The sequence below is a fragment of the Prevotella sp. HMSC073D09 genome, from assembly GCF_001814145.1.
Classification (GTDB): Bacteria; Bacteroidota; Bacteroidia; order Bacteroidales; family Bacteroidaceae; genus Prevotella; species Prevotella conceptionensis.
In genome coordinates, this window is record NZ_KV815045.1 from 3,302 (window position 1) to 16,866 (window position 13,565).

Consider the following 13,565-nt stretch of genomic DNA (forward strand, 5'->3'; position numbering starts at 1 on the left):
GCGTTTTGATGCTAAATGCAAGGCAAAATGGTGCAAAATGCAAGGAAAAATGGTGCAAAATGCAGTGTGAAATGCTGCTAAACGCAAGACGAAAAGCATAAAAATACGCCGAAATGGTATATGTATAACCTGCTCGAACCTTTAGAAACATGGTTCAAAGGGGTGAAATAGTCGTTAAAAAGGTGGATTTTGGGGTCAAAAAGAGGTTAATTAGGTTCGAAAAATCATGAGCTGACAGCCAAACTAGAAAGGCTAATTGGTGCAAAATGCAAGTACTTTTCATGAAAATGGACAAAACAAAGGGAGTGAATAACCAGAAATGGTGGTTATTTACCTACTTTTTGACCCATTTTTTCGCTAGAACGAGGCAAAATCCTGAGTGCTTTTGTAAAATAAATAATAACAATTTAAGATTTTGAGTTGGTGAGCTTATAAGTTTATGAGTTCTTAGGTTTATAGGTTTATGAGTTATTAGGTTTATGAGTTCTTGAGTTAATAAGTTTGTGGGTTCATGAGTTAATAAGTTTGTGGGTTCATGAGTTGATAAGTCTGTGGGTTCATGAGTTGACAAGTTTGTGGGTTCTTGAGTTTATAAGTTTATGAGTTCTTGAGTTTGTAAGTTGATACGTTGATATATTCGGGAATTATTGAGTTTTCTTGAGTAAATAAGCTAGTGATTTGTAAACAAACGGCCTATAACAGCCCACCTACAAATAAAGCCCCTATTGTGCGTTACCATAAGATGTAGCACAATAGGAGCCGTGCCTGTACACTAGCAAATACAAGCCAGTGGTAAAACCGAACTTAATTTTTTCTAAGGAGTTTTGTTCTCCACATTCGGGAACAGTGAACTATCTTAGCTGTAAGCGGTGCGTTTCAACATTGCCAGAACCGCGTATGTTCTTGTTCAGGTTCTTGGCCACACCTGCCAACTTAATTGTTCCAGAGCCAAACACCTCACAATTAACGTTTCCAGCATCGTTAAGGTTGGCCTCGATGTCACCGGAACCCTTAACGGAGAACTGCAATTTATCGGCTTTAAGGCGTTTGAAGTCGATGTCGCCCGACCCTCTAAGGCTCGCTTCTGCATTCACGCATTCCACAAATCCAAATTCAATGTCGCCCGAGCCGTTGATTGAAGCCACCAACTTATCGCAGATAATGTCCTTAAAATCAATGTCGCCAGAGCCATTGATAGATACCGTTAGCTGGTCTGTATCTACACGTCGGGCAGCCTTGAAGTCGCCCGAGCCCTTAATTTCTAGTTGCGTCAGGTCGGGAGAAGTGATGTAAATGTCAACATCATCACTTGACGTGAAGAACATTCGGCTTCTCTTAGCAGCCCTTTCTATATATAAGGTCTCGCCACTTACGCGCAGAACAACAGAAGAAACCTCGGCTTGTGGCCCCACTAGTTTCACCGTGTTGCTCTCTCCCTGCACAAAATGCACGTCGTAGGGAGTAGACATAACAATGCGTTTAAAATACTTTAAGTTCTGTTGGGTGGTAACTTTCTTCTTGTGGTTTCCGGCATAAGCCCGTGAAGAGGTGAACAATGCGCCAAACACGAGAACTGCCGAAGCAATTAACAAAATTCTTTGTTTCATTTCTACTGTCTTTTTATAACTTGATTAATACAATCTTATAGACGCATCTCAGCGTACTTTGGTTGCAAAGCTATGAAAAGAAGTGCGATAAACAGGCATGAAGGGGGCATAATTAACATTCAGAAAGCAAAGCGGCGGCGGTTTAGCGGGTTTAGAAACCTATTTTAACAACAAATGGCGGTTACCACAAAGTCTTTCGCATCATTTATACAAATTTACTAATCATAAGTCGAAGGCATTGCACATGATTACCAAAAAAAACGTAACTTTGCAGATAAGATGACCATCAGTAAAGCGAAAATAAAGTACATACGCGCCTTAGAAACGAAGAAACACCGTGATGCGGAAGGCGTTTTTGTAGCAGAAGGACCGAAGGTGGTGGGCGAATTGCTTGCCAAAACACCTGCAAAGTTGCTCGTGGCCACACCCCAATGGCAGCTATCTAATGCCGTGCAGGAGGATACAGAACTGATAACCGTCAGCAACGACGAGCTGCACAAACTCAGTTTTATGCAGGCTCCGCAGCAGGTTTTGGCCGTTTTCCCTAAGCTATTCGAGGGCGAAAGCACCACAGCGGACACCATTGAAACGAACGAACTGACCCTGATGCTCGACGGGATACAAGACCCTGGCAACCTGGGCACCATCATCAGGTTGGCCGATTGGTTTGGCATTCGCCACGTGGTATGCAGTAACGACACGGTAGATGTTTATAATCCCAAAGTGGTGCAGGCCACAATGGGCAGCATAGCCCGTGTTAAGGTGAGTTATACGCCGCTCGAACCCCTACTCGATGCCTTGCCTCCCTCGTTCCCTGTGTACGGAACCTTGCTCGATGGTGACAGCATCTACACGCAACAGCTTAGTGCAAACGGCATAATCGTGATGGGAAACGAGGGCAAAGGCCTTTCGCAAGGTGTGAGGAAACGCGTGACCCACCGACTTCTGATACCTAGTTTTAACATAGGAGAAGAACGCGCCGAAAGTTTGAACGTGGCAAATGCCACTGCCATCGTGTGCGCAGAGTTTAGAAGACAAGGCGCAATAGGGAAAGGTGAAAAGGTGGTTTAAGGTTGAAAAGGTGAAAGAGTGAAAAGGCGGTTTAAGGTTGAAAAGGTGAAAGAGTGAAAAGGTGAAAAGATGGCTGCGCCTACCAACTTGTTAACTAGACTGCTCAACTTGCCAACCCATCTACTCACCAACTCGCCGACCAGTGAACTTGTCAACTCGTAAACTTGTCAACTCTTAAACTCGTAAACTTGTGAACTTGTGAACTCGTCAACTAAATAAGAAACCCTTTAAAAAGATATAAACATGGAAACCGAACTCATTAAAGACAGGAGCCTATCTAGCTGCATAAAGACAGCCAACAACTTGCTAGGCGTTAACTTCGCCAAAACCATTAAGGGAACATGGTTACCAGCCTTGCTCTTTGCCATCACGACGGCATTGTTTGGCTTTTTTGCACTGCAAGAAATATCTGCCACTTCGCTAGGCAGCCCCTCTCCCACCATCCTATCATACGTACGAAGTATTGGTACGTGGGTGGTTAGCCTTGGTTTATGGGCTTATTTCTTCGCCTCGGTAATAACGCTTGTCAGCGAAAGCGGACTGAAACAAAACCTTCGCCGCTCGTTGGCCATCGTAGGTGTAGAGCTAATAGTTTACCTTATATTAATGGCCATAGGCTTTGTAGTGGTTAGAATGGTGGTGATGAGCCATCTTGGTAAGCCCTTTACCGCCAGCTTTATCACGCTTGTTTGTGCGGTAACAGTTGCATGGGTGTTGCTTATGGCGTTGATAATGGTGCCCTTTAAGTATGCGGAGATGCGCTACTTGCTCTCTCCTAATGGTAGTTTGCGCCGCAACCTGATAGCCTATTACGTGTCGGGAGTAAGAGGCGGTGGCCTCCTTATTGGCACAACCTTCTTTACGGTGTTGGCCTCGGCATGCCTTGGCGCGATTATTTTCTTGCCCACCTTTATTCTCTTGGGAGCTAGAACATCGTCGTTATTAGGCGAACTAACGATGAACGACCCTTCGGGACTGCCCCCTTATTTTAATGCGCTGCTCATTGGGTCGATTGTTCTCACCACTTTCATCTTCATGATTGTGGTGGCATGGAGCGTTTTTGTGTTCTATTATGTTTATGGTTCCATCGAACATCGTAGGCAAATGAAGAAACAAAAGCAAGCTGCAACCACCGAATAAGCTACTGAACACCATTGCATACAAAAAGCCCGGAAAGTGAACGAACACCTTCCGGGCCTTGTAGTTTTATTAAAGTCTAAGGATTAAAACTTAGAATTTGTAAACGATACCTGCGCTCATCACGGCTTGGTTGTAACCACTTACAATTTGGTATTTCACTTCGCCATTAAGATATAGGTCGTCTGTGAGGGCGAAATCTACACCACCGCCAAGGTTAACACCCAATCTACCATCCGAGGTAGAAACTTCTGCAGTAATGGGTTTCCCATATTTATCTATGCCTTCGTAACTTGTATAAGTTACTTTCGTGTTTACATAACCCAACCCCCCAAGAGGATATGCTGTAAACTTGTCGGTAATATTAAAGAGGTAATGCAGGTTGGCATTGAGATCCCAAAATTCCAGATTGTTCTTCTTGAAGTAGTAGTTAAAGTTACCATCAAGACGGAACTGCTCGTTAATGTCGTAACGAGCCCTTACGCCGATACCAAGATTAGACACGTCGGTTCCATACAAGGTGTGAACACCAACAGCAAACTGTGCAGACGCAAATGCACTTACCATGGCAAAAGCGGCCATTAAGAAAAGTTTCTTCATTTTCTCTATCGTTTTTAATGATTAATTTTTACCCCTACAAGCCATACGTTAGTAGGGCGTTCAAGGTGATAACATTCTCTGTTAAATCTATTCTGATTATCAATTTCTCTTTCTATCAGGGGGCAAAGATAAATAAAAAAAACATAACACACGTGTTTTCATGTAAAAAAAATAATTGTAATTATCGTGAAAAAGTATGATACTCTGTTCTGGAACTCTTCCGAATGTGCTGTGTTTAAAGGGAAAGTAGCACATGTAAAACTTCTTGTGCAATCAAACTTTCAGAACAATTTATTGGCAAACACCTTGCCAGCTGCTTGCAAAAGCACATCATAAACCGCCATTCTCCACGTAATAGCGCGTTATTTCGGCTTGCCAGCTGCTTGCAAAAGCACATCATAAAGCACCAGAATGGCCTGCGATAGGCTATTCTTCAAATAGTCGTCAAATTTATTTTGCCGTTTTATCAACTTGCACTACCTTTGCATCAACTTAAAGAACAAACGAAAATGACATATCCCATTGAAAGGGTTGCAACGCTTATCGGGGCGCAACGTCTAGGCAATGCCGAGGCGCACATCAGTTTTGTGCTCACCGATAGTCGCTCGCTCTGTTTTCCAGAAGAGACATTGTTCTTCGCTTTGAGGTCTAATCGAAACGACGGACACAACTATATATCCGAACTTTATCGTCGCGGTGTGCGCTGCTTTGTGGTAGAAGAAGTGCCTGCTCGCGCCGCGGAATTGTTTGGCGATGCCAATTTCTTACATGTTACTTCCACTCGGCAGGCCTTACAACGCCTTGCCCAACGCCATCGGGAGGCTTTTTCCATCCCCATTGTGGGCATAACGGGCAGCAACGGCAAGACAATGGTGAAAGAATGGCTATACCAACTGCTCTCGCCGCAAATGGTTGTTACGCGAAGCCCACGCAGTTATAACTCGCAAATTGGGGTACCGCTCTCTGTTTGGTTGCTCAACAGCCATTCACAAATAGGCGTTTTCGAGGCTGGCATCAGTCAAAAGGGCGAGATGCAGGCTTTACACGACATCATCAGGCCCAACATTGCGGTGCTGACAAACATTGGTTCGGCCCACGAAGAGAACTTCGATACCCCCGAAGAGAAGTGTCGCGAGAAGTTAAGACTATTCGAAGGAGCCGAGGTAATGGTGTATAATGCCGATGACGACGTGGTTACACGTGTGCTGAACGAAACAAACAACAAGGGCGAACGCCTGGCTTGGTCTACGAAAGCAACTGATGCAGCCATGTTTGTGGCCAAGATTGACAAGCAACCAACCCGTACCACCATACATTATATATATAAGGGAGGTGAGCCTGCAAGCTATTCGCTACCTTTTATAGATGATGCCTCGGTGTGCAATTCTATTGTATGTGCAACCATCTGCCTGCATCTTGGACTCGATGCGCACACCATAGACGAACGCATGAGACGGCTCGAACCCGTGGCTATGCGACTAGAAGTGAAGGAAGGGCTTAACGGATGCACGCTCATCAACGACTCGTACAACTCGGATATCAACTCGTTGGACATCGCTCTCGACTTTATGAACCGCCGCCCCGACCACAATGGGCAACAACGAACACTGGTGTTGAGCGACATCTTGCAAAGCGGACTGCCCGACGATGAACTGTATCGCGAAGTATCGGACTTAGCCGAACAACGCGGCGTGCAGAAATTTATCGGCATAGGTCCGAAGATTTGCGCCAACAAAGAAAGCATCGCGCTGGCAGAACGGCATTTCTTTGCCTCGGTAGAAGATTTCATACACAGCGATGTTTTTAAGGGATTGCGCAACGAGGTGGTGTTACTTAAAGGCGCACGAAGTTTTGGTTTCGACCAATTGACCGAACTCATGGTGAAGAAAGTGCACGAAACCACACTCGAAGTGAACCTTAACGCGATGGTAGATAACCTGAACTATTACCGCGCAATGATGCATCCCAATACCAAGTTGGTGTGTATGATTAAGGCAGACGGCTATGGTGCAGGAGCCGTAGAGATAGCAAAGACTCTGCAAGACCACCGCGTGGACTACCTTGCGGTGGCCGTAGCCGACGAAGGGGCAACGCTAAGACGCAACGGAATAAGCAGCAACATCATGATTATGAATCCCGAAATGACGGCCTTCAAAACCATGTTCGACTACGATTTGGAACCGGAGGTGTATAGTTTCCGCCTGTTGGAGGCACTCATTAAGGCCGCCGAGAAAGAGGGTGTAACGGGGTTTCCCGTGCATATCAAGCTGGATACAGGCATGCATCGCCTAGGGTTCGACCCCGAAAAAGATGTTCCGCGACTGATAGAACGCCTGCACAACCAAAACGCCTTGATACCCAAATCGGTGTTTTCGCACTTTGTTGGGGCTGATGCCGACCAGTTCGACAACTTCTCGCAACGGCAGTTTGAATGTTTTGATAAAGGTAGCAAGATGTTGCAGGCTGCCTTCGAACACCATATTTTGCGCCACATCGACAACTCAGCAGGCATCGAACATTTTCCGCAACGTCAGTTAGACATGTGCCGCTTGGGCCTAGGCCTATACGGAATCAACCCTCGAAACAACGCAATCATCAACAATGTGAGTACGTTGCGCACTACAATCCTGCAACTACACAAGGTTAAGGCTGGTGAGACTGTGGGCTATTCGCGCCGCGGAACGATTGAACACGATAGCGTGATAGCGGCTATACCCATTGGCTATGCAGATGGATTGAACAGGCGATTGGGCAACCGCAACGGCTATTGTTTGGTGAACAACCAACGAGCAGAGTATGTTGGCAATATCTGCATGGACGTAGCCATGATAGATGTAACGGGGATAGACTGTAACGAAGGCGATAGTGTGGAGATCTTCGGCGACAACTTGCCCGTAACGGTGCTGTCTGACGCGCTGCAAACCATTCCTTACGAGGTGCTTACGGGCATCAGCAACAGGGTAAATAGGGTTTATTTTCAAGACTAATAGTGCGTGTTCTTGGCGAGATGCAAGTGTGAGGGCGAGTTAATTGGTGGCTCTGCCTGTGCGCATACTAAGCTCGCCGCACATCATGCTTGCATATTCCACATATTATCACTACCTTTGCACAACTAGGCAATAGGTTCGCTTACGAGCGATTAAAAGGGAATCGGGTGAAAATCCCGAACAGTCCCGCTGCTGTAAGTAACCTTTACTGGCCACAAACATTGCGCCACTGAACTCTGTCAAGTGAAATTCGGGAAGGCGTTTGTGGTCGGGTTACAAAGTCAGAAGACCTGCCATTGCCATTTATCTTTAATTTAACCTCGAGGAAAGGTTATAAGATAAGAACTTGAAATATGCAGAGCGTACATTTCTTTTTGGCTTGTGCGGCGTTGTTCTTCGCTGCATCTGCTCATGGTCAGGATACAAAACGGCAGTTGGCATTAGACTCGGTACAACATGTACGCGAGGTTGTTGTCGTGTCTAAAAACACCTTTCGCGAGGTTATTCCCTCGCAAAAGCTAGATGGAGCCGTGCTTGAAAGGCTGAACGCACACAGTGTGGCCGATGCCTTACGCTACTTTTCAGGACTGCAAATAAAAGACTACGGCGGCGTTGGCGGACTGAAAACGGTTAACATACGTAGTATGGGCACCAATCACCTCGGCATTTTCTACGATGGAATTGAGCTGGGCAATGCTCAAAACGGACAAATCGACCTTGGACAGCTATCGTTAGACAACGTAGAGGAGATTACTTTATACAATGGACAGAAGAGTGCCATTTTCCAACCAGCAAGCGATTTCGGCAATGCGGGTTCGGTTTATATTCGTACACGCACGCCTCGTTTCGACATAAACAAGCCCTTTAACCTTAGATTTAAAGCTGGTCGCGCTTCTAGCGACACCTATCGGCTATCGGGTTTATGGGAAAACCGACTTAGTCAGGCCGTTAACGCCTCGCTTAGTATGGGCTATCTCACGTCTAGTGGTAAGTATCGCTTTCGTTATCTGCGCCACAACCAAGACCGCTCTGTGGCTTACGACACCACAGCCATACGCCAAAACGGAGACATTTGGGCATTAAGGGCTGAAGCAAACGTGCACGGCGTGATTGACCACGGCATGTGGAATTGGAAAGCTTACACCTATAATTCGCAACGCGGAATACCTGGGGCCATTGTTAACAACGTATGGCGGCGCGGCGAAAGGCAGTCGGACCATAATCACTTCTCACAATTGCGTTTCCAAAAAAGTTTCTCCGATGCTTTTTCCACGCAGTGGTTGGCCAAATACGCCTACTATCACACCCATTACGTCAATAACGACCCAACCCAACTGCCCGTAAACAACACCTACAAGCAGCAAGAAATATATCTGTCTACGGCCAATGTGTTGGAACTGATGCCCAATTGGTCGGTTAGTTTAAGTTACGATTTCAAGTGGAACAAGCTCGATTCGGATACTCGTCTCTTTGTTTTTCCCCATCGTTTCAGCAACTTTATCTCGTTGGCCACTGCCATAGATTATCGCCGCCTTAAACTACAAGCCTCGGTTTTGGGTACATTTGTCAAAGACCACACACGTACAATGGTAGACGAACCAAGCCACAGCGTGTTCTCCCCTGCCCTCTTCGTCAACCTCTATCCCTTTACCAGCAAGGCTTTCTCGTTTCGCGCCTTTGCCAAGAAAAGTTTTCGCATGCCCACTTTCAACGAGTTGTATTACACTGAGATTGGCAATGCGTTGCTAAAACCCGAAACGGCAGTGCAATATAACGTGGGGGCGGTATGGGAAAAAACATACAGAGCATCTTTAATACGTGGTTTTAGGCTGCAAGTGGACGGCTATTTCAACAGCATGAGCGATAAGATTGTGGCCTATCCCAAAGGTCAACAGTTTAGATGGACCATGCTTAACCTCGGCAAAGTGCATATCAAAGGCATCGACCTACAAGCCGAAACAACCATGCAACCATCGCCCGAACTTTCGTTTACGGGGCGTTTGCAATATACTTATCAGCAGGCAAGAGACGTAACTAACCCTTCCGACTCGTATTACAAGCATCAGATACCCTATATCCCTTGGCATAGTGGTTCGGCCATTGTTGGTGCAAACTACAAGCAATGGCAACTGAATTACAGCTTTATCTATGCAGGCAAACGCTACAACCAGCAAGAAAACATCGTATATAACTACATGCCGGCATGGTACACCAGTGATCTCTCACTTGTCTATGCCTTTAACTGGCAAGGGCTTAGATGCAAGCTAACGGCAGAAGTTAACAACCTTTTTGCCCAAGACTACGATGTGATACTGAATTATCCCATGCCTAAGCGCAACTATGCTATCTCAATAGACATCACCCTTTAACGTCCGCAACAACAATGAAACGATTTTCGCTCTTCTTTCTCGCATGTTTGATACTCGCGACGGTTAGTTCTTGTCGCGAAGACTTCTACATTATCCCCTCTCAAAACCAAGATACGGGAGTTGCGCCCACACGTGGAGACATTGTGGGCATGTACGTTTTGAATGAGGGAAATATGGGGAGCAACAAGGCATCGATAGACTTTTTGGACCTCGACGAGAACAAACCAACGGTGCATTACCACCGTAATATTTACTCGGAACGTAACCCCAACGTGGTGAAAGAACTAGGCGACGTGGGCAATGACATCAAAATATATGGCAACAAGTTATGGATTGTGGTTAACGTTTCCAACAAAGTGGAAGTGACCACGGCCGATAGCTGCAAGCGAATTACGCAGATTAATATCCCCAACTGCCGTTATTTGGCCTTTAAAGACGGCTTTGCCTACGTGTCTTCGTACGTGGGACCGGTGAAATTAGACCAAGATGTGCCTTTGGGAATGGTGTATAAGGTAGACACGGTGGACTTTAAAAAGAAAGATTCGGTGGTGGTTGGCTATCAACCCGAAGAGCTTTGCATTGTCGACAACAAGCTTTATGTGGCCAATAGTGGAGGCTATCGCGCGCCAAATTACGACAACACACTGAGCGAAATAGACCTTACTACCTTTAAGGAGATAAGGAAAATAAAGGTGGGACTAAATCTGCACCATTGCCAAGTGGACCATTATGGGCAAATTTGGGTAACATCGCGTGGCGACTATAACGATGTTCCATCGCGCATTTATTGGCTCTATAAGGGTCACAATCAGGATTACGAGGTGATAGACAGCATCGACACGCCCGTTTCGGGGCTTTCAATCGTTGGCGACTCCTTATATTATTATGGCTCGGCGTGGAACAATGCCACCAAACAAAACACCATCAGCTATGGACTTATAAACGTTAGAACCCACCAAACCATTGATACCAACTTGTTTTCCTCTCCCGAGGTGAAGTCAATCACCATGCCATACGGCATCATGGTGAACCCAATCGAACGCGACTTTTACTTGATGGACGCTAAAAACTATGTTTCGAGTGGCAGCCTTTTGCACTTTAAACCCGATGGGACACACGATTTCACTGTACAAACAGGCGACATTCCTGGGCATGCGACATTCGTATATAAGTAACGAGCTTTTCAATTTTTAGTTAATAGGCTTTGTGTGTTCAAGCCGATGAACACACAAGCTTATGCACTAAGAAACTCAAAGGCACAAAAACTAAAAAGCTTATAAGCTCAATAACTCACAAACTCATAAACTCACAAAATATGAAGAAAGCTTTACTTTTCGTGGTTGCCTTAACGCTAATAGGTGCAAAGGCCACCGCACAACAGTATTTCAAGCAGGGCGCGCCTAGTCAATACATCTACAAAGTTGTTGACTATTCGCCTGCTCCTGGTCAGTTTGTAAACACGATGCCTGCATACGAAAAAGGCGACGATACAGCCAAGATGGCACAGAAATGCACCGAGAGTCTGGCTAACAATAAGCGCGACCTGATTACGCTTGGTGCTTTTGGCGGTTCGGTAACCTTCCATTTCGACCATAGTGTGGCCAATATCGCTGGCAAAAAAGACTTATGTATTGAGGGCAACGCCTTTCAAAACAGCAGCGAACCTGGTATTGTAATGGTGTCGAAAGACGTTAACCGCAACGGCATTGCCGACGACCCGTGGTACGAACTGCGTGGAAGTGCTGATGATGAAAAGCCTAACAGGATGGTATATGGTTATGAAGTGACCTATACCTCCGCACCCATGCAAGACATTCCGTGGACAGATAACAAGGGCGGTAGCGGTAAAGTGGAGAGAAATGGGTTCCACCCCCAAGAGTATTATCCCTTATGGATGCCATCTAAAATCACCTATAAGGGTAGCCTTCTGCCTAAGAATGCCACACAAAACCCTGCTACAACCTTCTGGGAACTGCATGAATTTGCCTACGGATATGTAGACAACAAACCCAATACCGATAAAGATGCGAACAGCTTTGACATTGATTGGGCCGTAGACGAGAATAGAAAGCAGGTGAAACTCGACTTTATCGACTTCGTAAAGGTGTATAGTGCCGAGCAACAAATGGCAGGATGGCTGGGCGAAACATCTACCGAGGTGGTAGGAGCTGAGGATTTGCACTTGCAAGAGTCGGTTGCAACCATTGATAAGGCATTGAAAGAAAAGGTTGCAACGTTTGATGATGTGGATGTAGCACTAAATTCTGATGGTTATTATTTTGGTGCAAGCAGTGCAGACCGCGAGGCAAAGACTAGTTTGTACACAAGTGGCAACTATCGTTTTTCCGTTACCAACATTCCTAAATGGAATTCCTGGAACGACTTCTGCATCTCCAATCGCACAGCGACAAGCTTTAAAGACATCACTCCCGACCAATTTAACTCGTGCGTTGGACATGGTTACGACAACTCTGCCAATTATTGTGTGGCATACTTCTTTGACAAGTCAGCCCCCATTGAGGTGCTAGGCAAGCCCGAAGGCAACGTTGTTCGTGGACTATATGTAACCAATAGCGCATACACACTTAGCAGCATACTTAATGGTGATGGCATGTCGAAGGGGGCAACAGGTAAAAAAGAGTTTGAAAAGGGAGATTGGCTGTTGCTCACCATCTGGGGAACAAAGGCAGATGGCAGTGAAACGAAGGCCGAAGTGTACTTGGCCGACTATCGTTCGAGCAACTCTGCCGAGCATTATTACCTAGGTAATTGGCAGTGGGTAGACCTTAGTAGCTTAGGCGCAGTAAAAGAATTGCGGTTCTCTATCACAGGGTCGCGCCATAACGACTGGGGTTTGACAACGCCTTCATACGTTTGTCTCGACAATATTAACGGCACCAACGATGGTAAGAGCGGTAAAGTGTATCTCACAACAGGCATAGACAACTTGCCTACCGTTGATTCCGACAAGCGTGAAGTGGCTCGTTACACCATTGACGGCAAGCGTATCAATACACCTATAAAGGGCATCAACATCGTGAAATATGCCGATGGAACAACTAGAAAGATTGTGGTAAAATAAGCATTCGTAGTCGTTTTATAATCAAACAGAATTGGATTTGGAAAGCCATAAATGAAGCGTAGGCAAACAATACACCAACTTTTACTCCGCGTAAAGGCTTGTTAATGCCATACTGTACACATGTTGCATTCTTCTATCAGCTATTTTCCAAAAGCAGTTCTGTTTGACTATAAACAACTACCAACAACGTGATTTGTGCGTACTTACAACCCATACCCGTGTTTAAAGACTCTTCTAACAATATGTTTCATTACATATTTATGGATAGGGGCTCGTTTATTTACGGGCAACGTTAATTGCGAGCAAGATTACTTGAAGGTAAAAGAGACTCCTCATTATATGATAAACATATGATAAGCGGAGTGCCATAACTGCCTTCCCCTCGCATTTTTCTACGCAATGTGTTGCACACATCAATAAAATGTGTTACATTTGCACCCGAAATAGCAAAGGAGAGGTGCTCGAGTGGTTGAAGAGGCACGCCTGGAAAGCTTGTATACGCCTAAAGCGTATCGGGGGTTCGAATCCCCCTCTCTCCGCTAATAAGGGTGTAAATCAGCTGTTTATTGGTTTACACCCTTTATTATGTATTGAAATGAAGTAGGCAAAAAGTCATACCCAACATAGATCATTTAACCCCCAATCGATCATTGTATATTAAACACCAATTTATGGGAATATAAATAGGGATATTCAGTAAATATCTAACTAA

The 13,565-nt window shown here is 45.5% G+C and carries 8 protein-coding genes, 1 tRNA gene and 1 riboswitch; of the genes, 7 read left to right on the top strand and 2 right to left on the bottom strand.

The window, feature by feature from the left end; translation table 11 throughout:
- Positions 1 to 851 precede the first annotated feature (851 nt).
- The gene (locus HMPREF2955_RS02075) at positions 852 to 1,607 is read right to left on the bottom strand and encodes a head GIN domain-containing protein (protein WP_070720424.1); all 756 of its coding nucleotides are present in this window, start codon (positions 1,605 to 1,607) and stop codon (positions 852 to 854) included.
- A gap of 279 nt (positions 1,608 to 1,886) precedes the next feature.
- Between HMPREF2955_RS02075 and HMPREF2955_RS02080 the strand changes: the two genes are divergently transcribed.
- Together HMPREF2955_RS02080 and HMPREF2955_RS02085 are read left to right on the top strand one after the other, a co-directional pair.
- Positions 1,887 to 2,678 carry a TrmH family RNA methyltransferase gene (locus HMPREF2955_RS02080; RefSeq protein ID WP_070720427.1) on the top strand — a complete coding sequence of 264 codons (792 nt, stop codon included), beginning with the start codon at positions 1,887 to 1,889 and terminating at the stop codon, positions 2,676 to 2,678.
- Positions 2,679 to 2,921: 243 nt separating this feature from the next.
- Positions 2,922 to 3,818: a hypothetical protein gene (locus HMPREF2955_RS02085; protein ID WP_070720429.1), complete on the top strand. Its 897-nt coding sequence runs from the start codon at positions 2,922 to 2,924 to the stop codon at positions 3,816 to 3,818.
- Between the two features lie 90 nt (positions 3,819 to 3,908).
- Here HMPREF2955_RS02085 and HMPREF2955_RS02090 read toward each other — a convergent pair whose 3' ends face one another.
- Positions 3,909 to 4,415, bottom strand: a complete 507-nt coding sequence (locus tag HMPREF2955_RS02090) for an outer membrane protein (protein ID WP_070720431.1) — start codon at positions 4,413 to 4,415, stop codon at positions 3,909 to 3,911.
- A 509-nt stretch (positions 4,416 to 4,924) separates the two neighbouring features.
- On the opposite strand from HMPREF2955_RS02090, the gene HMPREF2955_RS02095 reads away from it, so the two are divergent.
- The 5 genes from HMPREF2955_RS02095 to HMPREF2955_RS02115 all read left to right on the top strand — a co-directional run bounded on the left by HMPREF2955_RS02095 (position 4,925) and on the right by HMPREF2955_RS02115 (position 13,392).
- On the top strand, positions 4,925 to 7,402 hold the full coding sequence (locus HMPREF2955_RS02095; protein ID WP_070720432.1) for a bifunctional UDP-N-acetylmuramoyl-tripeptide:D-alanyl-D-alanine ligase/alanine racemase: 2,478 nt from the start codon (positions 4,925 to 4,927) through the stop codon (positions 7,400 to 7,402).
- A gap of 117 nt (positions 7,403 to 7,519) precedes the next feature.
- Positions 7,520 to 7,715: riboswitch (cobalamin riboswitch) on the top strand.
- 40 nt (positions 7,716 to 7,755) lie between these two features.
- A complete protein-coding gene (locus HMPREF2955_RS02100; RefSeq protein ID WP_070720434.1) occupies positions 7,756 to 9,771 on the top strand; it encodes a TonB-dependent receptor in 2,016 nt (671 codons plus the stop codon).
- Between the two features lie 14 nt (positions 9,772 to 9,785).
- Positions 9,786 to 10,946: a YncE family protein gene (locus HMPREF2955_RS02105; protein WP_070720435.1), complete on the top strand. Its 1,161-nt coding sequence runs from the start codon at positions 9,786 to 9,788 to the stop codon at positions 10,944 to 10,946.
- Positions 10,947 to 11,086: 140 nt separating this feature from the next.
- Positions 11,087 to 12,853 (top strand): DUF4465 domain-containing protein, encoded by a 1,767-nt coding sequence (locus HMPREF2955_RS02110; protein WP_246830043.1) that lies wholly within the window; start codon positions 11,087 to 11,089, stop codon positions 12,851 to 12,853.
- A gap of 451 nt (positions 12,854 to 13,304) precedes the next feature.
- Positions 13,305 to 13,392: transfer RNA gene (locus HMPREF2955_RS02115), tRNA-Ser, on the top strand.
- Positions 13,393 to 13,565 lie beyond the last annotated feature (173 nt).